Genomic DNA, 24613 nt, shown 5'->3' on the forward strand with positions numbered 1-24613 from the left:
AAGGCGGCGCGCAGGCGCTCATTCCTTGCTCGCTCCGGCGAGCATCCCGGACACCAGAGTGCGCTGGGAGAAGACGAAGAGCACCAGCACGGGCAGGATGGCGATGATGATGGCCAGGGCGAGTTCGGGGATGGTGACGTTCAGTCCGGCGCCGGCGACGGGGTTGAAGGACGGCGTCGAGGCCAGCAGTTGGTTCAGGCCCACCTGGACGGGGAACTGCTCGCTGTTCGGCAGGACGAGATACGGCAGGAGGAAATTGTTCCAGTTGCCGACGAAGCTGAAGAACGCGACCAGTCCGACCACGGGCTTGGCGAGCGGGAGCGCGATGCGGGAGAAGAGCTGCCACTCCGTGCAGCCGTCGATCCGTGCGGCGGACAGCAGGTCCCTGGGGAGGCTGCTCCCGAAGTGTTCGGCAGGCTGGACGCTCGCGCCACACAGTGACGTCAGAGCGCGAGGGCTGAGATTCGGCCTTGGAATGGCTCGCCAGAAAGCCCAAATGTGTACGCTGCACACACTAGGGGACAGGAGTGTGCAGTGTCAACATTGAGCAGTGGCCGCTACCACCACGGTGATCTGCGGGCTGCGTGCCTGCGTGCTGCCTTGGACTTGCTGGAGGAGAGCGATGAGGCCGCCGTTTCGCTGCGCGCAGTCGCCCGTCGCGCCGGCGTGTCATCCAATGCGCCGTACCGGCACTACCCGGACAATTCCACCACCGCGCTCGCGAGCACGGACGCCGCTACCTCACCCTCAGCACAACTACGACCTCACAGCCTGATCAGGAACGTCCCTGAAAGAGAGCTACACCCAACCCCGATGGCTCACCGGCCGTCGGGGTCCCGGCGCACCACCGCACCCGGTGGCAGGTCCTCCTGTGCCGTGAGGGCGGTGAGTGCGTCGCGCAGGCCGGCGCGGGCGGTGACGCCGAGTTTCGGGAACACGTTGTAGAGGTGTCCGCTGACCGTGCGGGCGGACAGGTGCAGCCGTTCGCCGATCGCCTTGTTCGTCAGGCCCGAGGCCGCGAGCGTGGCGATCTGCAGCTCTTGCGGAGTGAGCAGGACGTCTGTCGAGCCGGCCTGCCGCCTGGACACGCCGGTCGCCCCCAGTTCGTTCCTGGCGCGCTCGGCCCACGGTGCGGCCTGCAGCCGATCGAAGATCGTCAGCGCAGCGTTGATGCGTGTGCGTGACTCCACGGTGGCCCGCTCCCTGCGCAGGTGCTCGCCGTAGGCCAGCAGTACGCGCCCGCGTTCGAAGGGCCACAGATTCTCGGGCGCCGCTGCGAGGGCCCGCTCGAAGTGGGCGCTCGCCACCTCTCCCTCGGACACCAACCCCTGCGCCCCGGCCACGAGCATCGCCCAGCGGGAAGAAATCTTGGTGATGCCCATCCGCAGCATCGCCTCGACGTAATCGCGCGCCTGGTCCGACCGGCCGGTCCGGACGGCTGCCTCGACGAGGTCGTAGGCGACGAACAGCTGCAGTTGCCGGGCGGTGCCGGGTTCCAGTCCGCGTGGGCTGATCTTGGTCGCTTGTGTATACGCCGTCTCGAAGTCGCCGCGGCCGATCGCCGCGAGGGTCCGTACGCGGTACACGTGCTGCGGCACGATGAAGGCCTGGCGCGGGATCGACCAGGCCAGCATTCCCTCCAGCGGTTCCTCCGCCTCATCCTGCTGCCCGAGCGCGGCTGCGGCGAGGGCCCTGCTGTAGTGCAGGAACCAGACGAAGTTGACGTACCCGTAGGACTCGGCGCGCTCCAGTCCCTCCTCCGCGAAGCGCTTGGTGTCGTCCCATCGCCCGGCGAGGTAGCTTTCCGCGCACAGCAGCATGAGCGCGTTGGTGACGGAGGCGACGGCCCCCGTGCGGGCAGCGTCCTGCCAGACGCGCAGCAACGGTTCCCGCAGGTCGGCGAGGCGGTCGACATCGTTGGCGACATAACCGACGCGGATGATCTGCCCGGGGTCGAGCTCGGTCGCCAGCGTCGCGATCTCCTGGTCCAGGGTGTGCAGTGCCTCCGGGGAGACAAGGGCCGGATTGGACACGACCTCGGAGCGGACGATCAATCCCTCCGGCAGCAAGTCGCGGTACCTGTCGACCAGTTCGAGGTAGGGGTCCCACATCTCCTTGCGCCCGTTGAGCGAGGCGATCACCGAAAGGACCCAGATCGCGGAGTTGATCTCATCCGCGGTCGGCTCCGCTTCGGGGGCTCGCAGAGCGGTGGTGAGCACCCGGAAGGCCGAGACGACGTCCGCGTCGGAGTACAGCATGAGCGAGGCCGCGGCCGAGGCGGTCGCCAGCGAGCCGACGTTGGCGTCCAGGCGGCGCGCGTCGGTGAGCAGCTGCGAGACCGTCTGGAGGTCTCCCATCACCTCGGCCGCGAAGTACGCGGCCCCGGCCAGGCGCTGAGATCGGTGCTCGGGATCCGGGCTCAGATCGGCCGACCGTGTCATCGCCGCCACCGCCGCGGACGGGTCTCCGCGTTTGAGTGCCCGGATCGACTCGTGCTGAAGGAGGGTGGCCACCTCCTCGTCGGGGCCGAAGGACGCATCGGCGAGATGCCAGGCGCGGCGTCCCGGATCGGCGCGTCGGCAGCCGGCGAGTGCCCGGTGGGCCCTGCGCCGTTGCTCGGGCCGGGCCAGTTCGACGACGGCGGAGCGCACCAGCGGGTGGCGGAAGACGACCGAGTGGCGGCTGTCGACGACGACGATGTGCTCACGTTCGGCGATGTCGAGCTGATTGGCGGCATCGGGTCCCACCACACTCTCGGCGGACATTGCCTGGCCCGAACCGTCCAGGGCGAGCAGCAGGAGCAGGTCCCGGGTCTCCGGTGCGAGCGTGGCGATCCGGGCGGTGAACATCCGGGTGAGCCGCTCGGTCAGCGGCAGCACGGTGGGAAGCGCGTCCGCCGTGGGGTACCGGTCCGAGGCCAGCGTCGCCGGTAGCTCGACGAGGGCGAGCGGGTTCCCCTGGGCCTCGGAGACGATGCGCCGGCGCACATGCTCGGCCAGGTGCGGGTAGCGGGAGAACAGTAGGGCTTCGGACTCCGAGTCGTCCAGAGAATGCATGGTGAGGCTGTTGACGTCGCCGCGAATGCGCAGGGGCTCCCCGGTCGTGCGGACTGTCGAGAGCATGCGCACACGGGTTCCGGCGACCCGCCGGGCCACGAAGGACAGGACGTCGGCGCTGGCGTCGTCGAGCCACTGGACGTCGTCGATGATGGCGACCAGCGGCTGTTCTCGTGCGGCGAGCAGGAGCAGTGACAGGACCGCGGTCGAGATGAGGATGCGCGAGGGGGTCGCACCGTCGCCGAAGCCCAGTGCCACCCGCAGAGCACTCTCGTGGTCCGGGCCGAGTTCCGCGAACAGCGGGACCAGCGGCACCAGCAGCTGGTTGAGGCCGGCGAACGCGATATTGGCCTCGAACTGAGCGCCGGCAGCCCGCAATGTCCTCATACCCCTGGCGCGGGCGAGATCGGCGGCGGCGTCGAGCAGGGCGGACTTTCCCACACCGGGATCACCGAACAGGGTCAACGAGCCGCCGAGTCGGGCGGTGTCGTCGATCACTGCCCTGATGAGGTCCAGTTCGCTGGACCGGCCGGTCAGGCCGGTCCCGACCTCCGGACCCTCGGCGCCCGGGTGCTCTGCGCTCATGCGGAGGTGCCTCTTTCCCTTGTCTGTCTCGACTCTATTCGACGCCGCACCGCACTGCGTCGTCCTGTTCTCTAGGGGGCAGTGGTCGTGGCGGCGTCCTCGATGAGGTGGGTGACGGTGCCGGGGTGGGAGATCATCGCGACGTGGGAGCTGTTGATCTCGATGGTGTGCGAGTGGGCACGCCGGGCCTCGAATCGCTCCACCGGTGCGCCCAGCGCCTCGTCCTGCCTGGCGACCAGGGCCCAGGAGGGGATGGTGTGCCAGGCGGCGGCCGTGGCCGAGGAGGCGAACGCGGCGGCGGCGACGGGGCGCTGTTCCGCGGCCATCACGACGGTCTGGGAGGCGGGCAGGTCGGCCGCGAATACGGCCCGGAAGCGGGTGGGGTCGACGTACAGATCCGAGCCGCCGGTGCCGTCGGAGTTGCTGAAGGGCACAGGGCGCAGGGCGGGTGCCAGTTCGTTGGTACCGGGGAACTTGTTCGACAGCGCGCTCAGTTTCTCGCCCTTGTCCTGGACGAGCGCGGCGATGTAGACAAGGGCCTTGACCTGGGGGTCGCCGGCGGCGGCCTGGGAGATGACGGCGCCGCCGTAGGAGTGGCCCACCAGGATGACCGGACCCTTGACACTGGCCAGGACGCTGGCGACGTAGGCGGAGTCCTCGGCCAGGCCGCGCAACGGGTTGGCCGGAGCGATGACCGGGTAGCCGTCGTGCTGCAGGCGCTCGACCACGCCGTTCCAGCTCGAAGCGTCGGCGAAGGCGCCGTGCACCAGTACCACCGTGGGCTTGGGGGCGGCGGGGGTGGTGTGGGCGGAGGCCAACGGGATCAGGGACAGGCTGGCCGAAGCCGTGATGGCGGCGGTGATGAGCAGGGTGCGCAGCCGGGGACGGGGGATGGACATGATGGATCTCCTTGGGAGGGGGGCGGGGGTGAGGGGAAAACTGGGTCAGGCGGCGCTGAGGGCCAGGTGCCCGGAGGTCGGTGCGGGTACGGGTTGCCCGTGCTCCTGGACCAGGTCGGCGGGCAGGGGGTGCGGGGCACACACGAGGGCGAGGAAACGGGCGACCGCGGCACTGACGGGTCCGATGCGGACGGTGGTGCGCTCGCGCACGGCGCGTGCGTGGCAGCGCAGCAGGGCCCGCCCACCGCTCCCGTCGCGTGGATCGTCTTGTCCTGGCGCCCCCGGTCAAGGCCTCCATGGGCTGTCAGGACGAGGTCCATCAGGTCGGTCGTGCCATGAAGTCGCTTTCGTGATGGAACCCCCTGGGCCGGGGGGACGCGCGACCCGGCCCAGGGGGTGGCTGCGGGGAGGGGAGTGCACAGGGCCCGCCAGGGTTGGGGCGCTGGTCAGACGGCCTGGCTGAGTGCCTGGAACTGGGCGTCGGTCAAGGTGACCTGCGCGGCCTGGGTGTTCTCCTCCAGGTGGGCCACGCGGGAGGTACCGGGGATGGGCAGCATCACTGGGGAGCGCCGCAGCAGCCAGGCCAGGGCCAGCTGGGAGGGGCTCGCGCCGTGCTCCTTGGCGAGCGTGTCCAGCGGGCCGCCCGGGCGCGCCAGCTGGCCGGTGGCCATCGGGAACCACGGGATGAAGCCCAGGTTTTCCCGCTCGGCGTACTCCAGGACGTCCTCGGCACCGCGATTGGCCAGGTTGTACAGGTTCTGCACGGAGACGATGTCCGCGATCTTCCGGGCTTCCTTGATCTGCTCCACGGTCACCTCCGACAGGCCGATGTGGCGGATCTTGCCCTCCTGCTGCAGCAGGAGCAGCTCACCGACCTGGTCGGCCAGCGGGACCTTGGGGTCGACGCGGTGCAACTGGTAGAGGTCGATCCGCTCCGCGCCCAGGTGGCGCAGGCTCAGTTCGGTCTGCTGCCGCAGGTACTCGGGGCGGCCGAGCGCGCGCCAGTCGTCCGGGCCCGAGCGGGAGAGCCCGCCCTTGGTGGCGATCACCAGGTGCTGGGAGTACGGGTGCAGGGCCTTGCGGATGAGCTGCTCGCTGACGAACGGGCCGTAAGAGTCGGCGGTGTCGATGAAGTTCACGCCCAGTTCGGCGGCCCGGCGCAGCACGCGCACGGCCTCCTCGGGGTCCTTGGGGTCGCCCCAGACTCCGGGGCCCGTCAACTGCATCGCACCGTAGCCGAGCCGGTTGACGGGCAGGTCGCCGCCGAGGCGGTAGACCCCGGAGGCGTCGACGGGGCGTGCGGTTTCCTGTGTCATGATCTGCCTTCCTGGTCGAATAAACGTTCGTCTAAAAGTTCGGGCGGGGTGCCGACGCTTGCGTGGGTCGGCTGGTGGAGCGCGGCGGGAGCCTCTGTTGCCGGGGGTGGGTCGGCCGGCGCTGCGGCCTCAGGGGGTGGTGGTCATCGGCTACTCGGTGGGTGCGCTGCGCGGTGATGCACAGCCCCGGGACGGGTCGAGAGGGCGCGTCCTTGGGGTGGGGCAGGTCGGCCGCGTTCACGCGGCCCTCGACACGGGGCGCGGAACGTCGCGCTGGCGTTCGGTCAGGCCGCCCCAGACTCCGAACGGCTGACGGGTGCTCAGCGCGAACGCGGCGCACCTGTCGAGGACCGGGCAGGCCCGGCAGACTTCCACGGCGCGCTGTTCGCGCCTGCGCCGGCGGTGGCCGCGTTCGCCGGGAGGCGAGAAGAACACGGCCGATGCCATGCCCCGGCAGGCGGCGTCTGCCTGCCATTGCCAGGCGTCGAGCAGGGGGACGAGGGAACTGGCGTTCATGGTTGATTTCTTCTCCGCGGAAGTAGCAGTAGCGGGCGGGCAGTCGGGCGGTGTGCGGGCGGGCAGGAGGTGGCAGTGGCCGGGCTCCCGCCCGCCCGCGTGACGGCTAGGAAGCCAGGAAGTCGACGAGCGCGGCGTTGACCTGGTCCGCGTGGGTCCACAGCAGCCCGTGGGGGGCGTCGTCGATCTCGACGTACTGCGCGGCGGGCACCGCCTTGGTGAACTGTCGCCCGGTGGCGTCGATCGGCAGGATCCGGTCGGCGGTTCCCTGCAGGATGAGCGTCGGCACGTCGATCTTCGCGATGTCGGCGCGCATGTCGGTGTGCCAGCTGGGCACCACGGCCGAGGACGCGAACGGGGACATGCGCGTGGCGGTGATCCAGCTGCCCCGCACCGCCTCCTCGCTGATGCGGGTGCCCAGGTTCATGTCGAGGTTGTAGAAGTCGTTGAAGAAGCTGGTGAACCAGGCGTACCGGTCCGACTCCGCGGCCGAGACGATCCCGTCGAACACGCTGGCAGGCAGGCCGGTGGGGTTGTCGGGAGTCTGCAGCAGGAACGGTTCGATAGGCGCCAGGAACGCGACCTTGCGCAGGTTGGCGGTGCCGTGGGCGCCGATGTAGCGGCCTATCTCGCCGGTACCCATCGAGAAGCCGACCAGGGCGACGTCCTTGAGCCGCAGCACGTCGAGCAGTACGTGGAGGTCGTTGGCGAAGGTGTCGAAGTCGTAGCCGGTGGTGGGCTGGCTGGACTGGCCGAAGCCGCGGCGGTCGTAGGCGATGACGCGGTGCCCGGCCTCAAGGAGCGCCGGGATCTGCAGCTCCCAGGACTTGCCGTCCAGCGGGTAGCCGTGGATCAGCACGACGGGCGAGCCCTGGCCGTGGTCCTCGTAGTACAGGTCGACGTCGGTGGTGTTTTCCTTGGCGACGGTGATGTAGGGCATGGCTTCGCTTCCTGAGTGGGAAGGGGTGGATGTGACGGCGCGGTGGTGCGGGTGAAAAGGGGGGAGGGAGGGGAGGGCCGCCGGTTCAGGGCCGGCGCAGGGCCTGGACCGCGAAGGCGGCGACCTCGTGGTCCTGCGCGGGTGACCCGCCGCCGGCACCCAGCGCCCCGACGACGACCCCGCAGGCGTCGGTGATCGGGACGCCGCCGGCGACGAAGGCCAGCGGGAGCGTGGTAGCGGTCTGGATCGAGGACAGCGGGGCGCCGGACTGCACCGCGGGGGCCAGATCGGCGGTCGCGGCGCCGAAATACACCGCGGTGCGGGCCTTGGCCCCGGAGGTGTCGATGGAGGCGAGCGCCGCGCCGTCCATCCGGGTCACCAGTACGGTGTTGCCGCCGCCGTCGAGGACCGTGAAGGTGTACGGGACCGCGAGCTCAGTGGCCTTGTGGACGCCTGCGGCGGTGGCCGTGGCCGCGTCGTCCAGGGTGAGGATGACGGGCGAGATCTGCGTGATGGGCATGGCCGTTCCTCTACAGGTCGTGCGGGGTGGTGTTACTTCTCCTGGTAGGGGGCGGCCTTGGCGAGGTCGGGGCGGGTGACGGGGTGGCCGTCGATGGTCTGGTAGGTGGCTGCGGAGCGGCCGAGGGTGTCCAGGAGGGAGGCGGGGCCGGCGAAGGGCTTGCCGCCGATGTGCCAGCCGTCGGTGTGGAGTTCCTCGATGAGGACCCAGACGACCTCGCGGAAGGCCTCGGATCCCTCGAACTTGACCATCACCTCGGTCAGTGCGGCGGCCATGTCGTGCTTCTCCTGGGGGGTGAACACTCCGTCGACCAGCTTGACGTTGACGAACGGCATGGGGTGCTCCTTGGGTCGGGATGCGTTGTTCCGCCGAGTGGCGGGGACGACTGAATCGTCATCCCGGGGGTATCCGGCCCGCACCAGTCATCCGACCTGACTGCGAAGGGCCTTTGTGCGGCGCCGCCCTCGCACCAGAGCCGTGCGGCCCGCGGCAACACCATCGCACCGGGTGTGTCGTGTGCCTGCGACGGGCGCACCGGGCCGGTGGCCGTATCCGCCCAGGTGGGCTCGGGGCGGTGAAACCCGGGTCGGATGACTCATGCCCGGCCGTGGGGCGGCGACGACCATGGGTAGGGACGGCGCAGCCGCCGAATCCCTCACCGATGAAACGAGAAACCCCATGTCCGAGAAATCCAACAAGCAGCTGGTCGCGGAGGCGTTCGACGCCTGGGCCGCCGGTACCGGTGGGGTGTTCGACCTCCTGGCCGAGGACGCCGACTGGACCATCGTCGGCAACAGCGTCGCCTCCGGTACCTACCCCACCCGCGAGGCGTTCCTCTCCACGGTCATCGCCCCGTTCAACGCCCGGATGAGCAGCCCGCTGGTGCCGTCCGTCCGCGCGCTGTACGCCGACGGGGACACCGTGGTCGCCCTGTTCGACGCGAGCGCCACGGTGCGGGACGGCTCGCGCTACGACAACACCTACGCCTGGTTCCTGACCATGCGTGACCAGCGGATCGTCAGCGCTGTCGCGTTCTTCGACAGCGTCGAGTTCAACGACTTCTGGGCCCGGGTCCAGCCCGCCTGACCCCTACCGCCTCAACCCCCTTGACCGCCCCGTCCGAAGATCGGCAGTGCACGCCATGTTCGTTGTGATCCTGAACTACACCGCGCCGCTCGAAGAGATCGACCGCCACCTGGAAGCCCACAACGCCTGGCTGGAGGAGAACTACGCGGCCGGCCACTTCCTCGCCTCGGGCCGCCAGGAACCCAGGACGGGCGGCCTCGTCCTGGCCCGGGCCGCCGACCGCGAGGCACTGGGCCGAATCCTGGCCCTGGACCCCTTCGGCATCGCCGAGGTGGCCACGCACACGGTCATCGACTGGCGCCCCTCACGCGCGAGCACCGAGACCCAGTGGCTGCTACAGCCGTGATCCCCGCAGCGACGACATCCGTGGGCTCTGCCGGGCTCGGCACCCCGCGCACCGTGCGGGCCGGTGTCCTGGACGTCGCCTACTTCGAGACGGGCCGGTCGGGGGAGCAGGCGGCGCTGGGGGCCGACGTCGTCGCGGCGAACGCGGACGGCGCGGCCTGACCGGCAACCGCCGCGACATCGCCGAGGTGATCCGGCGGCGCAACTCACCCGACCGGGACTTCGACGACACGCTTCTGGACCGCACCGCACAGGCTTTTCCCAACGAGGGCTATGTGGACGTGGTCGTCCACTCCTACCGACACCGGCTCGGCCCGGCTTCTCGCAGTTCTCGCCCTGGCGACCCCAGCGCGACCGGCCCATCCCCAGCTCCACCGCCCCTCATGACGGCGGCCACCACCCGGACCCACCGAAAGACAGTGACCATGCGCGCAGCCGTGCTCAGACAATTCGCCACCCCGCTGGAACTGGCCGACATCGCCACACCGGTGCCCGGCCCCGGCCAGGTCCTGGTCAGGATCGCCGCCAGCGGCGTGAACCCCTTGGACACCAAGATCCGTGCCGGTCTGGCCGCGCACGCCCGTGCTGTCCTGCCCGCGGTGCTGGGCCTGGACCTGGCCGGCACGGTCGAGGAGGTTGGGCCGCAGGTAACCGGCTTCGCCGTCGGCGACGAGGTGTACGGGCTGAGCGGCGGCGTCGGCGACCTGCAGGGATCACTGGCTCAGTACGCCGCCGCCGACGCCCGCCTGCTCGCCCACAAGCCCGCCACCTTGACCATGCGCGAGGCCGCGGCGTTGCCGCTGTCGGTGGTCACCGCATGGGAGGGGCTGGTGGACCGGGCCAAGGTCGGTGCCGGGCACAAGGTCCTGGTACACGGCGGCGCAGGCGGCATCGGCCACGTCGCGGTACAGATCGCCCGCGCCCGCGGCGCCGAGGTCTTCGCCACCGCCTCGGCCGCCGACGCCGAGACCATCCGCCGGCTCGGCGCCACCGCGATCGACTACGCCACCACCGAGGTGGAGGAGTACGTCGCCGCCCACACCGGCGGCGAGGGTTTCGACATCGTCTTCGACACCGTCGGGGGCACCGTCCTGGACAACTCCTTCGCAGCGGTGCGCCCTTACACCGGCCACGTCCTGAGCGCCCTGGGCTGGGGCAGCCACAGCCTGGCCCCGCTCTCCTTCCGCGGCGCCACCTACTCCGGGGTCTTCACCCTGCTGCCCATGCTCACCGGTAACGGCCGCGGCCACCACGGCGAAATCCTGCGCGAAGCCGCCGCCCTGGCCGACGCGGGCCTGCTCAAGCCGCTGCTCGATCCCCGCCGCTACAACCTGGAGACGATCGCCCAGGCCCACGCGGCCGTCGAGGACGGTTCGGCCCACGCCAAGATTGTCGTCGACATCGACGCCTGACCCAACAGCAAGGAGCCCGGTAGCGCGACCATCGCGCTACCGGGCTCCTTACTGTTCAGCGCCTGCTACTGCGCGGCGGGCAGGCCCGTGTCGTACTTGGCCAGCAGGCCCAGCATCCGCTCGTCAATACGCTCGGGCCCCCACGGCTGCACCTGCACCCCCGGCCGGGGCTCGTCGCCGCCTTCGACGAACAGGCCCTCGGCTCCTCCTGGGGTGTACATGAACAGCAGCTTCGCCGGGTGCAGCCCGGTGTTGGTGAACCGGTGGGTGTTCCCTCGCGGACAGAACACCAGGTCGCCGGTGCGCGCGGTGAACACCCTGTCGCCGTCGAGGAACTCCAGCTCCCCGGAGACGAGGTAGAACGTCTCGTCGGTGTGCGCGTGGACATGCGGAGCCGGCCCGCCGCCCGGAGGCACGCTGGCCTCCACGAAACCGAACGCCCCGTTGGACTGCTCCGCGGTGAGCTTGGTCGTGTAGATGTCGCCGTTGAACCAGGTGGTGATGCCCTCCGCGGCGGGCACGTGCAGCCCGCCGCCTACGGGCTCCAGACCGGAGGCGGATGCGGGTACGACGAAACTCATTCAGTGGCTCCCGTGTGATCAAGATGGTGGTGCACTTCTCGTTGTGCGGGGTGGTGTTACTTCTCCACGTAGGGGGCGGCCTTGGCGAGGTCGGGGCGGGTGACGGGGTGGCCGTCGATGGTCTGGTAGGTGGCGGCGGAGCGGCCGAGGGTGTCCAGGAGGCTGGCGGGGCCGGCGAAGGGCTTGCCGCCGATGTGCCAGCCGTCGGTGTGGAGTTCCTCGATGAGGACCCAGACGACCTCGCGGAAGGCCTCGGATCCCTCGAACTTGACCATCACCTCGGTCAGGGCGGCGGCCATGTCGTGCTTCTCCTGGGTGGTGAACACGCCCTCGACCAGCTTGACGTTGACGAACGGCATGGGGTGCTCCTTGGATCAGGATGCGTTGTCCTGCCGAATGGCGGGGACAACTGAATCGTCATCCTGGGGGCATCCGGCCCGCACCAGTCATCCGACCTGGTTTCTTCCGCCCGGTTACTGCCGGCCCTGCCGATCGTGCTGGCCGAGGGCGGTGAGTGCGGCACCAGCAGTTGGTTGAGTCCCGCGAACGCGATATTGGCCTCGAACTCGGCCCCGGCCGCCCGCAGCGTCCGCATGCCGTACGCCAGGGCCAGATCGGCGGCCGTGTCGAGCAGCGCGGACTTGCCCACACCGGGTTCGCCGCAGAGTGTGAACCTTCCCCCTGATCGTGGACACTCGAGATAGTGGATCTTGAGGGTCTGAGAGATGGATGTGTCGTGGCCATGAAGCACTATCCGCCCGAGTTCAAGGCGGACGTGGTCGCGCTGTACGAGTCGCAGCCCGAGGCGACGATCAAGCGGATTGCCGCCGACCTGGGTGTGAACCCGGAAACGCTGCGCCACTGGATCCGAGACGCGGGCACCAGTCGTCCGCGCAGCCGTCGGACGGCAAAGCCGCCGGCGGTTGCGGTGGTGCCGTTGGCTTTGGAGGCCGAGGTCGCCGCCTTGCGGCGGGAGAACGCCGAGCTGAAGAAGGAACGGGAGATTCTGCGCAAGGCGGCCCGCTGGCCTCGGAGACGGGCTGGTGAACCGCTGCCCGAGGCCCTGCATCACATCAGAGATGTGATGTTCGCCGAGGACGCCTTCAGCTGCGAACCGGCTTCGCCCCCCGCGCCGTGGCGTCCTGGCGCAACCTCGCGATCGGCGTCCTCCGCCTCGCCATCGCCGCCGGCCTCCGGCACAACGCCCGCGACGCCAGACGACCGGTCGCCCTCCTCGGACTCACATGTTCACGAAACGGACGTCACGCGACTGCTGCAGTTCGAGGTGCGCGCAAAGGTTGCCCGGAGGCGGGGTGGGTCAGTCGACAGCTTGGAGCTTTACCTGGCTGGCAGCCCTACGGCGACCTGAAGGACGGGAGCGGTATCAGCCAAGGCAGCAGCGCTGTCACAAAAACGATCGCTATTCGGTCATTAGGTGAAAAAAGGGGCGCGTTATTGGAGCACCATACCGCCAGCTTTCCCAGACTTCCGAGGGCAGTACTCGATGACCACGACCGGCTTCGACGCAGTGACACTCGGTAGGCGGTTGAATGTGTCCGATATATCCGACACGACAATCGCGCTGCTCGACGAGCCGGCCTCGGTGCGGGTCAGTGGTGGTAGAACGTGCGCGGTGAAAGACGGTCTGAGCAGGCTCGCTGCTCGGTTGCGGCGGGTGGGGTGCCTTCGCCGCTGAAGGGGGTGTGGCGCCATCACTGGACGTCTCGGTTTCGGGGAGGTGTTACGTGCTCATCGGCGTGCGGCACGTCTGACGTTGGAGCGGCTGGCCGAGGTGTCGGGGGTCAGTGCTCGGACGCTGTCGGACATGGAGCGTGGCCGCAGCAAAGGACCTCAGCATCGGACCGTGACCGCTTTGGCGGATGCCCTTGCGCTGGAGGGCGATGTCCGCAAGCAGTTGTTGGAGTTGGCGCGCGAGGGTCGGCTGCGGGATCACTGGACGCGTCCGACCGGTCTGTGTGAACTGCCCCGGTCGGTCGACGACTTCACCGGCCATGCCACGGAACTGGTCTGGGTGAGCGAGCTGGTGTACGCCGAGAGTTCGCCGGGGGGCGGTGTGGTGGGGCTCATCACCGGATCCGCGGGCCTGGGAAAAACCACGTTCGCCGTCCGTGCCGCTCATTCGGTACGGCCGAGCTTTCCCGACGGGGTGTTCTTCCTCGATCTGTTGGGCATGTCCCAGCGGCCTCTGGCCGCCGCCGAGGCTCTGCAACTGTTGCTGCGCGCGCTCGGTGTCGCGGACCAGCAGATCCCGGGCGACACCCAGGAGCGCGGCTCCTTGTACCGGTCGCTGCTGCGGGACAGGCGTGTCCTTGTGGTTCTCGACAACGCCGCGTCGGAGGAGCAGGTGCGCCCGCTGCTGCCGGGAGGGGGCGCGGGTAGGGCGTTGATCACCACCCGGCGGTTGCTGTCGGGTCTGGAGGGGGTGCGCAGGCTTGTCCTCGGGCCCCTGCCGTTGCCGGAGTCCACGCAACTGCTGACCGGGATTCTGGGCGAACGTTCCGCGTCCGACGGGGAATCGGCCCTCAGCCGGCTCGCCGAGTTGTGCGGTGGTCTGCCGCTGGCGCTGCGGATTATCGGGAACCGCCTGGTCAGCCGGCCCGGATGGAGCGCTGCCGAACTCGCCGCGCGGCTGGCGGACGAGGAGCGAAGGCTGGATCAGTTCAAGGCCGGTGATCTCAAGATCGCCAACGCGTTCGGGATGTCGTACGAGCAGCTCACCGATTCCGCGCGGCGGATGTTCCGGCGGCTTGCCGTGGTACCGGGACAGGATTTCGACGAAGCCCTGGCGGCCGTGGTCGGCGGGGTGTCGGTCGAGGATGCCTGGGAGGCTCTGGACGACCTCGTCGATCTCGGCCTGCTGTATGACAGCGCCACAGGCCATTACCGCTTCCACGACCTGGTCCGTCTGTTCGCCCGTGACCGGCTCCACAAGGAGGAGGCCGCGACCGAGCGCGAGGCGCTGACGGCGAGGGTGACGTCGTGGCTGCTGCGGATGGCCACGCTGTCCGGGCGGTGGTTCGAACCCGGATACGGCCGTCCCGACCGGCCCGACCCCGATCTCGCCGTCCTGGCCTCTCCGCAGGAGGCAGAAGGGTGGCTTCGGGGGAACGTGGACAACTGGCTGGGCGCGATGCGGGCCGCGGCAGGCAGCGGCAGGCACTCCCTCATCCTCGACTGCGCGGAGTCGATGCACTGGTTCTCCGATCTGTGGGCGCACGGCCCGCACTGGCGCGAGGTGTTCACGCTCGGCGCGGAAGCGGCCGCCGCTCTTGGTGACCTGGCGCAGCAGGCGAGCCAGCTGAACTATCTGGCCTGGGTCCATTCGGTGCCGCCCAGCGATCCTGAGGCTGTGCTGCGGTATACGGCCCGGGCGCTGGAGTTGGCCACCCGGGGCGGTGCCACGGCGCAGATTGCCTGGTCACACGAGTACGCCGCTTCGGCACAGCGTCTGCTCGGCCGGTTCGGTGAAGCCGTCACAGCGTCTTCCCGGGCGGCGGAGATGTTCAAGACCATGGGCGACATCGACGCCTACGTCCAGTGCCTCGCCCACATAGCCAACTGCCTTCTCGACGAAGGGCGCTACACGGAAGCGTTGGAGCAATACCTTGGACTGCTCGCTCTGCTGGAGGACCCGGAGTCGGGGATGACACCGAGCGTCGTGACTGTCAGCCAGCCCCTCGCGCTGATCCGCATCGGCCACTGTCTCGAACGCCTCGGCCGCCGTGCGGAGGCGATCACCATGCTCAGCGAGGGCATCGACGTCATCGACATGTTCCAGATGTCCGACTACCGGCAGGCCGGCGCCCTGGAGACACTGGCCGCTCTGCTCGCCGGCGAAGGCCGGTCCAATAAGAGTCGCCGTGCCTACGCGAGGGCGGCGCAGGTCTTCGAAGCGATCGGTGACCCCGTGGCGAGCAGCCGCTGCCACGCCCTGGCGACCGCCGCCCCCTGACCTCGTCCAAGGTCCTACCCGCAGAGAATCGGGCGGGTACTTCTGCGTGCTGTTCTGCGTGGTCCGACCGCGTCTTTTCGACTTGGCTGATGTGCACCGGGACAGACCCCAAGGCACTGTCCCTCCAGGTCAGGAGTGACCATGGCAACCATCAGGAACATCGTTCTCGTGCATGGCGGCTTCGTGGACGGATCGGGCTGGCAGGGGGTCTACGACCACCTGAGCGCCGACGGTTACAAGGTGGCCGTCGTGCAGAACCCGACCCTGTCGCTGGCCGGCGATGTCGCCGCCACCCGCCAGGTCCTCGACGGCCTCGACGGCCCGGCCGTGCTGGTCGGCCACTCCTACGGCGGTGTCGTCATCACCGAGGCCGGCAACCACCCCAACGTCGCGGCGCTCGCCTACATCGCCGCGTTCGCCCCGGACAAGGGCGAGTCGGTCAGCTCCCTGATCGCCGACCCGCCGCCCGGGGCGCCGGTCCCGCCGATCCTGCCGCCCCAGGACGAGTTCCTGTTCCTGGACCGGGACAGGTTCGCGGCCTCCTTCGCCGCCGATGTGCCCGAGAAGCTGTCGGCGTTCATGGCCGACTCGCAGGTCCCCTGGGGCGTCGAGGCCCTCGAAGGGGCCGTCTCCGAACCGGCCTGGCAGACCAAGCCGTCCTGGTACCTGGTCGCCACGGACGACCGCATGATTCCGCCGCCCGCCCAGCGCGCCATGTCGGAGAGGGCCAGCGCCACCGTCTCCGAAACCCCCGGCAGCCACGCCGTTTACGTCTCCCGCCCGGCCGTCGTGGCCGCCGTCATCGCCCACGCCGCCCAAGGACTCAACGGTCAGGCGTAGCAGCGAAGGGCCCTGCCCCACCGCGTCACCAGCACATCTCGCCCGGCCTGCAGCCGGGCGAGAGCCCTTCCCATCCCGACCCACCGTGAAGGAACCCCTCATGGGCCATGAGCTCACCCGACGCTGAGTGCTTGCCGCCGGCGCCGTCGTCGCGGGCACGGCAGCACTGACGGGACCCCTCTCCTCGGCCGCCTCTGCCGCCGACCGCTCCAAGGACAGGACCAGACCGACCATTGTGCTGGTGCACGGCGGATTCGCCGACGCCTCCTGCTGGAACGGCGTCCTCGAGCGACTCCAGCACGCCGGCTACCCGACCATGGCCCCCGCCAACCCGTTGCGCAGCCTGCCCACCGACGCCGCCTACCTCGCCAGCGTCCTCCAGTCGATCAGTGGTCCGATCGTGCTGGTGGGCCACTCCTACGGCGGTGCCGTCATCACCAACGCCGCCGCCGGCATCCCGAACGTCAAGGCGCTGGTCTACATCGCCGCCTTCGCCCCCGACGATGGCGAGCAACTCGGCGTGCTGATCAACAAGTACCCCGGCAGCATCATCCAGGCCGGAACTCGGCCAGTGCCCTGCCCGAGCCCCGACGGCACCACCGGCACCGACCTGTACTTGGAGGCCGACTCTTTCCGGGCCGCGTTCGCCGCCGACCTGCCCGTCGCCACCACCCGCCTGATGCAGGCCACTCAGCGGCCCTTCAGCGCCGCCTGCTTCACCGACGTCACCACTGCCGCCGCCTGGCACACCATCCCGTCCTGGGGACTGGTGGCCGACGCGGACCAGGCCATCCCGCCCGCCCTGCAACGCTTCTTCTACCAGCGCGCAGGCGCCCGCAAGGTTGTCGATGTGCCGGGGGCATCCCATGTCGCCATGATGAGCCACCCGGGCATCACCGCCCGCCTCGTCGAAGACGCCGCCCAAGCCGCCGTCTGATCTCCGGCCCATCTGCCCCGGCCCGCACGATGACGGGCCGGGGCACAGCATGCCGTCGGCCCACGGTTTCCCTCGCGGCGGGATTCGAAGTAGCCGAGATCCACGGCGCCCACGGCTACCTCATTCACCAGTTCCTCTCCCCGTACAGCAACCGCCGCACCGACGAGTACGGCGGATCCTTCAAGGGCCGGACCCGCTTCGCCCTTGAAGTCGTGGACGCCGTCCGCGCCGTACGGCCCGAGGACCTGCCACTCTTCTTCCGCATCTCCGCCACCGACTGGCTCACGGACAACCCCGCGGACGACCGGGACGGCTGGACCGCGGACGACACCGTCCGATTCGCCAAGGAGCTCCACGCGCGTGGCGTGGACCTGCTGGACGTTTCCACCGGCGGCAACGCCCCAAATGCCAAGATCGAGACAGGGCCCGGCTACCAGGTGCCCTTCGCCGATCGAGTCCGCAACGAATCCGGGATGCCTGTGGCAGCCGTCGGTATGATCACCGAGCCCGTCCAGGCTCAGGAGATCATCGCCACGGGCAAGGCGGACGCCGTACTTCTGGCCCGCGAGCTGCTCCGCAACTCGTACTGGGCGCACCACGCAGCCCGAGAACTCGGCCGCGATCTCACTTTCCCCATCCAGTACCACCGCGCATAAGGCCATCTGTGAAGGCGCCGCCGGGCGGCACTCTGTATGCGCCAAGGGCCTGACCTCTGATCTGGGACCGGTGACGAGCTGGTGGACGACTCGTTGAGCCGAGATGATCGATGGTGTGACGGATCTGGACGATCGATTCCAAGGGGATTAGTGGTCGTAGGCGGTCAGTGCGCGCATGACCGGCTGGCCGTGTATGAACCTGGCTCCACTCATCGGGCCCCCTTGGAATCGATCATCTAGGCTGGCGCGGTGACTGATGAGCAGGAGCGGGTGCAGCCGTCGGGAGTGTGGGCCACGGCGGTGGGGGTGGCCAGGGTGCGGGCGCTGGAGACCGAGCGGGAGAACGCGCTGTTCCGCGACCCACTGGCACAGGCCTTCGCCACCGCCGGCGGCCTGGGGCCCTCCTCGCCGCCGCTGCCCGATGACGAGGCCGCGCGACGCCGCCGGCTGGCCGTGTCGTTCTCCATCGTCATCAGGACGAAGTTCCTCGACGACCTGTTGCGGCAGGCTTTCGCGTCCGGGGTCCGGCAGGTCGTGCTGCTCGGCGCCGGCATGGACAGCCGGGCCTTCCGGATGGACTGGCCCGAGGGCACCCGGCTGTTCGAGGTCGACACCGCCGCGCCACTGGACTTCAAGGCTTCGGTGCTGCGCCAGGAGCGGGCCGTCGCACGCTGCGAGCGGATCACCGTCGCGGTGGATCTGCGTGAGGACTGGCCAGGCGCGCTGGCCGCCGCAGGGCACGACCCGGCGGCGCCGACCGTGTGGATCGCCGAAGGACTGCTGATCTATCTGCCCGAGGACGCGGTGGAGCTGCTGCTGGCCCGGATCAGCACGCAGTCGGCGGCAGGCAGTCGGATGGGGCTGACGTTGGGCTCGCGCGGCGTGATCGAGCGCTTCGGCGCGGACGCCGTGCCGGGATCGCCGGCGTCCATGTGGGTTTCGGAGATGCCCGACGACCCGGTGGGCTGGCTGGCCGGGCACGGCTGGGAGGCCGACAGCCACACCCTGCGCGAGCGCGCTGCCGCCTACGGCCGCCCGATCAGCACCCCGCCGCAGCGCGAGGAGCGGCCCGGCGGACTGATCTCGGCGGTCCGCCGGTAGAGCGCCTCCCGGTTCCCTAGATGATCGATGCCAAGGGGGCCTGATGAGTGGAGCCAGGTTCATGCGCGGCCAGCCGGTCATGCGCGCACTGACCGCCTACGACCACTGAACCCCTTGGAATCGATCATCTAGAGGCTGACGAAGCAGGGCTCGTGAGTCTCCTGGGGTTCAACGGGGAACGGCCCGACCCGGTGTGAGGGCGGGTTCAACTCCTACGCATACTGCAACATCGTTTTCGGCGACTCCGTCGATGCACTCGCCGACGACGGCGACGGCGTCGACGTCCACTTCGTCTCCGGCCGCGCCGAACGCTTCGATCTCGTCGTGGGCGCCGACGGCCTGCACTCGGTCACCCGCAGGCTGGCCTTCGGGCCCGAACGTGACTACCTGCGCCACTTTGGCCTCTACGTCGCACTCACCGACCTGCCCACCGAAGCCCGAGCCGACCGGACCAGCCCCCTGTACAACTACCCCGGCCACCTTGCGAGCATCGCCCGCTACAAGAACAAGGCGTTCGGAGTGTTCCTCTTCCGCTCCGGGCTCCTCGACTACGACTACCGCGACCTCGACGCCCAGAAGAAGATCCTCCTGGACGCCTTTGCGGGACACACCGAGTGGAAGATCCCGCAGCTGCTCGACGCGGTCCGCGCCGATCCCGAGTTCTACTTCGACTCAGTCAGCCAGATCCACATGCCCACCTGGTACCGAGGCCGTATCGCCCTGATCGGCGACGCCGCGCACTGCGCGGCGCTGCTCTCCGGCCGCGGCACCTCACTGGCCCTCGGCGGCGCGCACTTTCTGGCCGAGGAACTCGAAGACGCAGGCGGCGATCACACGGTGGCGTTCGAGCGTTACGAGCAACGCCAGCGCCCCTACGTCGAGTTCGCCCAGAACAGCGTCACGGACGGCGGCGAACTCATCGTGCCCTCCACGCAGGAAGCGATCGACGCTCGCAACGCGAGGCTTCAGGCCATCGCCACCTGATGGCGGCACCGGGCCACGACCGCAGCCGAGCGCCGGTCACGCGACAGCTCCACCGTGCACAGCTCGGTGGCCGGCCATGCGGCCAGCCGGTCCTGGTCCTCCTCGGTGTTCGCCCGGAACCCGCACGCCGCCCGAACCTTCTTGCGATGATGCTTGATCCGGTCGCCATGCCAGTCGTAGTCCGCCCACGCCTCCGCAGGCACCTTCATCTGCTGGGCCACGTACTCCACCGCCGCCCCGGGCATTTCCTTGACCGACTCCGGGAACCGGACCTCCACCTCGTGGACTGTCAGTGCAGTCGCGTCGGACGGCCCGCACACAGCGTTCGGCGAAGGTGTTCGCCTTCGGAGGTCTTGGCGGGGTGAGCAGAACTTGCATGTCGGCGCCGGTGAGCACGATGTCGAAGGCGGCGGAGAATCTGCCGTCGCGGTCGCGCAGCAAGAACCGGAGGCGGTCGGCTCGGTCTTGCAGCGCCGGCATCATGTTCCGGACCTGCTGGGCGGCCGACCACGGCATCTGCGAGGCCGGTGGCTGCGGGAGCAGCTGACATGCGAGCCGCTGAGGGCCCTGACTTGCTGCACTGGATGTCCGAGCGTGTCCCCGATGGTGGTCAGTTCCTCGTCGCTGAACAAGGCACGCTCGGGGTTCCAGATGGCGATCTCGAATCGGGCAAAGCCACAAGGCCAGTCGTGGTCCAGCGCGTCCAGCGAGGTCGAGGCTCCGCAGCAGGGGACCACCACGGCGAGGGTGGCGAAGCCGTCGTCGCAGTGGGCTTCGAGCAGGTCAGCCCACCGCTCGGTGTCGATCGACGCCCCGCAGCACGGACAGCCGATCTTCTGCAGATTCTGACCACAGTCGACAACGGTGAGTGTGTCACTCGATTCGTCAGGCGGAACCTGATCCAGGCGACGCGATGCTACTGAACGTATGTTCGGGTGTCAGGTTCCCAAGCTGGTCACTCGTCGAGGGCCAGGCCAGAGTCGGCGAGACAGCCGTCGAGCACCTGTGGCCGGTACTGGAGCATTTTGAGCTTGCGTCGTTTCACGGTCCCGGTGATCTGCCCCAGGTCTGCGGCGGCGAGGTTGCCGAGGTCGCGCTTGACCACAGACCACACGCCTTCCTGCGGGTTGAGGTCCGGTGCGTAGGCAGGCAGCTGGAACCCCGTGAGCCAGTCGGTGTTGGTCGCGAAGAACTCGCGCAAGTCTGCAGTCAGGTGAATGCTGACGTTGCCCCGGACCAGCACGATCGGACCACCCACCTGGATCCGGGCGCGAACCAGCAGGGCGCGAAAGTCCCGCGAGCCGAAGCCCTTCGGCTGGTTCTTGCGTCCGCGGTATTCGCGGACCGCGTAGATCAGCCGCGCTCGCTCGCCCGTCGTGTAGCAGGACATGCCTGCCACCCGCGGCCAGACCTCTTTCTTCCGCAGCTCCACCGCGTCGTCGATACGCTCGATCGCGCGGCGCGCGGGCTGGTGCCACGACCAGCTGTGCCGCTTGAGCAGTCGCCACGTGCCCTCCACCGTGTACGAGATGCGGAAGAGCCGACCGATCAGCTTCTTGACGCGCGCCAGGGTCCACCGCTGGTCAGCCCAGCCGTGGTACAGCGCAGAGGGCCAAAGGCTCAGCCGAACGACCCGACATCACCCATTCAAGTTCAGTAGTGGTGGGCAGAGGGCGAGGATGCGGGATGTCAGAACCCGAGATCGCTCAGGCCGGGGTGGTCGTCGGGACGCCTGCCTAGCGGCCAGTGGTATTTACGGTCGGATTCGGCGATCGGGAGATCGTTGATGCAGGCGAGACGGACCCTCATCAGGCCGTCCTCGCCGAAGTCCCAATTCTCGTTGCCGTAAGAGCGGTACCACTGGCCGGAGTCGTCGTGGCATTCGTAGGCGAACCTCACCGCGATCCGATTATCGGTATACGCCCACAACTCCTTGATGAGTCGGTAGTCCAGCTCGCGGTGCCACTTGCGGGTCAGGAAGGCGACGATCTCTTCGCGTCCGTTGACAAACTCCGCGCGGTTGCGCCAGCGCGAATCCACCGAGTAGCCCAGCGACACCTTCTCGGGATCGCGTGAGTTCCAGGCGTCCTCTGCCAGCCGGACCTTCTCGATCGCCGTCTCCCGCGTGAACGGTGGCACGGGTGGACGTGTGGTCATGACAGTTCCTCCCGGATGATGGGATCTGCGGGTCGCCCATGAAAGGCATAGCGCGGGCCAGGCGTGTGTTATCGGGCAGGCCGTTACCTCCTTTAAGGTTAGAGGCCGTTTACCACACTGGCTTGGGAGGACACGTCGGTTCCGGATGCCGACTTTGTCGGCGGAATCGACATACGCACACGCGGATCCGGGTACTGGCCCACTGACCCAGGACCGAGGACCCGCGCCAGCACCGGGACCCCGACGCTCTGCAGGCATACCAGCGAAGAACCTGGTGGTGGGGCCAGGCGGTGAGGTGCGCCATGGCGGTCGGACTCGTCTCCGTCAATGTCGGTCTGCGCAGGAATATCGCCTGGCACGGCAGAACGGTGCACACCGGGATCTGAAAGAGCCCTGCGACCGGGCCCCAAATGGTGCGGCGACTGAATATGGACGGCGACGGCCAAGGTGATCTCGCCGGTCACGGGGGCCGAGTGTGCGTCGTCATGGTCTACCAGATCGGGCTTTGCACGAACCGTGCGCGGAAACCATAGGAACGTGGTCGGGCTCGCCGTGCTCGAGACCAGAGGGCGGGTGCGGAGCTATTCATCAGAAATTTCGCACTGGCACGCGATGAGCATGTGCGTGAGAGTGGGTTTGGAACTTCCGTCCCTTGGCGCCTGCACAAACCAACCCCGTACCGGTGGCAGCCACCGAGGCTGTCCGTAACGAAGAGACCCCTCTGTGCTAGCGGAGGGGCCATCTGATCTTGCGAAGACATGCGTCTCTTTCCGTTCCGTGGGCTTCGAGGGGTGTCGAGAGCGACTGGCGGCGGAGTTCTAGACTGCCTTGTCAAGAACCCTATGGGGTTCTGGAACGGCATGTCAAGAATGCTCGGGTGGCCTTCGAACCGGCCCCATGGGGGCCCGCCGGGCACTGGCGGGCGCACCATCAGGTCTGCAGCGGCTCCGCCTTGTGGCGGAACAGAGTCCGGTACTCCTGGGGGGAGGTGCCGAGATGCCGGTGAAAGGCGGCCCGCAGGGAAGCGGGAGCGCCGAAGCCGGTGAGGCGGCCGACCTGCTCGACGGGCAAGGTGCCCGCCTCCAGCAGTTCGCGTGCCCGGTCGATGCGTGCGTCGGTCAGCCAGGCCATCGGCGTGGTGCCGGTCTCCTCACGGAAGCGGCGGATGAAGGTCCGCCGTGACATAAGGGCGTGCTCCGCGAGGTCGTCCACAGTGAACGTGGCCGCGAGGTTGTCGAGCATCCACTCCCGCAGGGGAGCGAGTTCGTCTCCGCTGGCTTCGGGGCGGAACTGTTCGATGAACTGGGCCTGGCCTCCCCGTCGCCGTGGCGGCGCGACGAGGTCTCGGGCGCGCGTGTTCGCCGCCGCCGCACCCAGGTCGGTGCGGATCAGGTGCAGACACAGGTCGATCCCCGCCGTCACGCCGGCGGACGTGAGGATGTCGCCGTCGTCGACGTAGAGCTGGTTGGGCAGCACATCGACGTGCGGGTAGCGCCGCCGCAGTTGCTCGGCATGCCGCCAATGCGTGGTGGCGGGGCGCCCGTCGAGCAGTCCGGCCGCGGCGAGGGCGAAGACCCCGGTGCAGATGGAGACGAGCCGGGCGCCCCGGGCGTGAGCCGCCCGCAGCGCCGTCAGGAGTCCCGGTGAATGGACCGTGTCGATGTCGTCGTAACCCGGGATGATCACGGTGTCGGCGTCTTCCAGTGCTTCGAGGCCGGCTGCGACAGTGATCACGAAGCCGGACACAGGCACGGGTCCGGGCCCGTTGTCGGCACACACGGTCAGCTCGTAGTGCGGGTCCGTCGAGAAGATCTGCGTAGCCGCGCCGAATTCGAGCGCGAGCACACCAGGCAGCACGAGCACGGCGACATGATGTCTGTTCGTCATAGTGGCACGACAGTAGCGCTGCATGGCACCCGTGCCACTTTTCGCACGAGATCCGCTCTCGTAGCGTCACATCATGACCAACACTCCCCCCGCCCTCTCGAACAGGCTGCACGACGGTGTACTCGCTCTCCCTTCCGGGCCGCTGGTCGAGGCGAGCCTCGCCGCAGCCCGCGCCGCGGTGCATCCGTCCGTGCTGAACCACTGCGTCCGGGGCTTCTACTGGTCCCGCCTGTTCGCCGCCCACAAGGGGGTTCTGAACGACGCGGACTACAACGAGGAACTCCTCTTCGCCGCCAACGTGTTGCACGACCTGGGCACCGGGCCGGACGCACCGGGCCTGCTCCGGTTCGAGATCGAGAGCGCCGATCTCGCCGCCGCTCTGCTGACCGGCCTCGGCGCCCCGGCGGCAGATGTCGACAAGGTCTGGGAGGCCATCGCTCTGCACACCACTCCGCAGATTCCCGAACGAATGGGGCTGCTGACCCACCTGACCTACGAAGGCATCTGGGTCGACTTCGGCAAGAACGCCGACCTCGTGGCCGCGGAGCAGAGTCAGATCCATGCCGCGTATCCGCGGCTTCAGATGGCCCACCATCTGGCCAAGGAAGTCCTTGCCCACGGAGCCCGTTCCGAGACAGCGGCGCCTCCCTACGCGCTCGCTTTCCACCTCGCGCAGGAGCGGGCAGCCGACGGCATCACCACCATGGAGCGGGGCGTGGTCGGCGGACCGTGGGGGGAGTAGCGAAGAGCCCTCACCGCCGGTGCCACGTCCCCATTCCTTTTCTGAAACGTTCCTGGCTTCCCGAGAAAGCCGGGGAGTCA

The 24613-nt window shown here is 68.8% G+C and carries 25 protein-coding genes and 3 pseudogenes; 13 read left to right on the plus strand and 15 right to left on the minus strand.

From position 1 onward, the window contains the following. Positions 1-18: 18 nt before the first annotated feature. Positions 19-408: pseudogene (locus OG819_RS53425) on the minus strand (carbohydrate ABC transporter permease); the annotation flags it as partial. Positions 409-543: 135 nt separating this feature from the next. Here OG819_RS53425 and OG819_RS53430 point away from each other — a divergent pair. Continuing rightward, positions 544-702, plus strand: a pseudogene (locus tag OG819_RS53430) (TetR/AcrR family transcriptional regulator); the annotation flags it as partial. A gap of 116 nt (positions 703-818) precedes the next feature. Here OG819_RS53430 and OG819_RS53435 read toward each other — a convergent pair. From OG819_RS53435 to OG819_RS53470, 8 genes are all read right to left on the minus strand, one after another. After that, the gene (locus OG819_RS53435; protein ID WP_266657142.1) at positions 819-3641 is read right to left on the minus strand and encodes a LuxR family transcriptional regulator; all 2823 of its coding nucleotides are present in this window, start codon (positions 3639-3641) and stop codon (positions 819-821) included. 71 nt (positions 3642-3712) lie between these two features. Beyond that, positions 3713-4540 (minus strand): alpha/beta fold hydrolase, encoded by an 828-nt coding sequence (locus OG819_RS53440; RefSeq protein WP_266657144.1) that lies wholly within the window; start codon positions 4538-4540, stop codon positions 3713-3715. Between the two features lie 45 nt (positions 4541-4585). Then, positions 4586-4750: a hypothetical protein gene (locus tag OG819_RS53445; RefSeq protein WP_266657146.1), complete on the minus strand. Its 165-nt coding sequence runs from the start codon at positions 4748-4750 to the stop codon at positions 4586-4588. Between the two features lie 236 nt (positions 4751-4986). Further along, positions 4987-5856 carry an aldo/keto reductase gene (locus OG819_RS53450; RefSeq protein WP_266657148.1) on the minus strand — a complete coding sequence of 290 codons (870 nt, stop codon included), beginning with the start codon at positions 5854-5856 and terminating at the stop codon, positions 4987-4989. A gap of 237 nt (positions 5857-6093) precedes the next feature. Further along, positions 6094-6372 (minus strand): WhiB family transcriptional regulator, encoded by a 279-nt coding sequence (locus tag OG819_RS53455; protein WP_266657150.1) that lies wholly within the window; start codon positions 6370-6372, stop codon positions 6094-6096. Positions 6373-6478: 106 nt separating this feature from the next. After that, positions 6479-7312 (minus strand): alpha/beta hydrolase, encoded by an 834-nt coding sequence (locus tag OG819_RS53460; RefSeq protein ID WP_266657152.1) that lies wholly within the window; start codon positions 7310-7312, stop codon positions 6479-6481. Between the two features lie 85 nt (positions 7313-7397). Next, on the minus strand, positions 7398-7832 hold the full coding sequence (locus tag OG819_RS53465; RefSeq protein WP_266435075.1) for a heme-binding protein: 435 nt from the start codon (positions 7830-7832) through the stop codon (positions 7398-7400). A gap of 32 nt (positions 7833-7864) precedes the next feature. Continuing rightward, positions 7865-8167, minus strand: a complete 303-nt coding sequence (locus tag OG819_RS53470; RefSeq protein WP_266635909.1) for a 4-oxalocrotonate tautomerase family protein — start codon at positions 8165-8167, stop codon at positions 7865-7867. A 343-nt stretch (positions 8168-8510) separates the two neighbouring features. On the opposite strand from OG819_RS53470, the gene OG819_RS53475 reads away from it, so the two are divergent. The 4 genes from OG819_RS53475 (at position 8511) to OG819_RS53490 (ending at position 10675) form a co-directional block, all read left to right on the plus strand. Then, positions 8511-8918: a nuclear transport factor 2 family protein gene (locus OG819_RS53475; RefSeq protein ID WP_212726445.1), complete on the plus strand. Its 408-nt coding sequence runs from the start codon at positions 8511-8513 to the stop codon at positions 8916-8918. 55 nt (positions 8919-8973) lie between these two features. Next, positions 8974-9264: a YciI family protein gene (locus OG819_RS53480; RefSeq protein WP_266635906.1), complete on the plus strand. Its 291-nt coding sequence runs from the start codon at positions 8974-8976 to the stop codon at positions 9262-9264. Beyond that, a complete protein-coding gene (locus OG819_RS53485; protein ID WP_266635904.1) occupies positions 9246-9425 on the plus strand; it encodes a hypothetical protein in 180 nt (59 codons plus the stop codon). Before OG819_RS53480 ends, OG819_RS53485 begins: the two co-directional genes overlap by 19 nt. A 263-nt stretch (positions 9426-9688) precedes the next feature. Next, positions 9689-10675, plus strand: a complete 987-nt coding sequence (locus OG819_RS53490) for a zinc-dependent alcohol dehydrogenase family protein (RefSeq protein WP_266657154.1) — start codon at positions 9689-9691, stop codon at positions 10673-10675. 65 nt (positions 10676-10740) lie between these two features. Here the strand turns inward: OG819_RS53490 and OG819_RS53495 are convergent, their stop codons facing one another. Together OG819_RS53495 and OG819_RS53500 are read right to left on the minus strand one after the other, a co-directional pair. Further along, complete coding sequence (locus OG819_RS53495) at positions 10741-11256, minus strand: cupin domain-containing protein (protein ID WP_266635900.1); 516 nt, start codon at positions 11254-11256, stop codon at positions 10741-10743. Between the two features lie 56 nt (positions 11257-11312). Continuing rightward, positions 11313-11615, minus strand: a complete 303-nt coding sequence (locus OG819_RS53500) for a 4-oxalocrotonate tautomerase family protein (protein ID WP_266657156.1) — start codon at positions 11613-11615, stop codon at positions 11313-11315. Between the two features lie 383 nt (positions 11616-11998). Between OG819_RS53500 and OG819_RS58970 the strand changes: the two genes are divergently transcribed. The 7 genes and pseudogenes from OG819_RS58970 to OG819_RS53540 all read left to right on the plus strand — a co-directional run bounded on the left by OG819_RS58970 (position 11999) and on the right by OG819_RS53540 (position 19747). Next, a complete protein-coding gene (locus tag OG819_RS58970; protein ID WP_323138317.1) occupies positions 11999-12625 on the plus strand; it encodes a transposase in 627 nt (208 codons plus the stop codon). 369 nt (positions 12626-12994) lie between these two features. Beyond that, positions 12995-15229: an XRE family transcriptional regulator gene (locus OG819_RS53515; RefSeq protein WP_266657158.1), complete on the plus strand. Its 2235-nt coding sequence runs from the start codon at positions 12995-12997 to the stop codon at positions 15227-15229. Positions 15230-15370: 141 nt separating this feature from the next. Then, positions 15371-16069 (plus strand): alpha/beta fold hydrolase, encoded by a 699-nt coding sequence (locus tag OG819_RS53520; protein ID WP_266635894.1) that lies wholly within the window; start codon positions 15371-15373, stop codon positions 16067-16069. A 127-nt stretch (positions 16070-16196) separates the two neighbouring features. Continuing rightward, complete coding sequence (locus OG819_RS53525) at positions 16197-17006, plus strand: alpha/beta hydrolase (protein WP_323139476.1); 810 nt, start codon at positions 16197-16199, stop codon at positions 17004-17006. A 68-nt stretch (positions 17007-17074) separates the two neighbouring features. Further along, positions 17075-17662 (plus strand): annotated as a pseudogene (locus OG819_RS53530) (NADH:flavin oxidoreductase/NADH oxidase); the annotation flags it as partial. A 285-nt stretch (positions 17663-17947) separates the two neighbouring features. After that, positions 17948-18763: a class I SAM-dependent methyltransferase gene (locus tag OG819_RS53535; RefSeq protein WP_266637310.1), complete on the plus strand. Its 816-nt coding sequence runs from the start codon at positions 17948-17950 to the stop codon at positions 18761-18763. A gap of 324 nt (positions 18764-19087) precedes the next feature. Next, a complete protein-coding gene (locus OG819_RS53540) occupies positions 19088-19747 on the plus strand; it encodes a monooxygenase (protein ID WP_266657160.1) in 660 nt (219 codons plus the stop codon). Here OG819_RS53540 and OG819_RS53545 read toward each other — a convergent pair. The 4 genes from OG819_RS53545 to OG819_RS53565 form a co-directional block, all read right to left on the minus strand. Beyond that, entirely contained in the window at positions 19729-20025 is a 297-nt protein-coding gene (locus OG819_RS53545; protein WP_266657162.1) for a DUF4158 domain-containing protein, read from the minus strand. The genes OG819_RS53540 and OG819_RS53545 overlap by 19 nt on opposite strands. A 677-nt stretch (positions 20026-20702) precedes the next feature. After that, positions 20703-21371 carry a winged helix-turn-helix domain-containing protein gene (locus OG819_RS53550; RefSeq protein WP_323139487.1) on the minus strand — a complete coding sequence of 223 codons (669 nt, stop codon included), beginning with the start codon at positions 21369-21371 and terminating at the stop codon, positions 20703-20705. Between the two features lie 65 nt (positions 21372-21436). Beyond that, positions 21437-21904, minus strand: a complete 468-nt coding sequence (locus tag OG819_RS53555) for a nuclear transport factor 2 family protein (protein ID WP_266635884.1) — start codon at positions 21902-21904, stop codon at positions 21437-21439. A gap of 930 nt (positions 21905-22834) precedes the next feature. Beyond that, entirely contained in the window at positions 22835-23791 is a 957-nt protein-coding gene (locus OG819_RS53565; protein ID WP_266635879.1) for a GlxA family transcriptional regulator, read from the minus strand. A gap of 73 nt (positions 23792-23864) precedes the next feature. On the opposite strand from OG819_RS53565, the gene OG819_RS53570 reads away from it, so the two are divergent. Continuing rightward, on the plus strand, positions 23865-24533 hold the full coding sequence (locus tag OG819_RS53570) for an HD domain-containing protein (RefSeq protein ID WP_266635877.1): 669 nt from the start codon (positions 23865-23867) through the stop codon (positions 24531-24533). Positions 24534-24613 lie beyond the last annotated feature (80 nt).

The sequence above is a fragment of the Streptomyces sp. NBC_01549 genome (assembly GCF_026339955.1).
Taxonomy (GTDB): Bacteria; Actinomycetota; Actinomycetes; order Streptomycetales; family Streptomycetaceae; genus Streptomyces.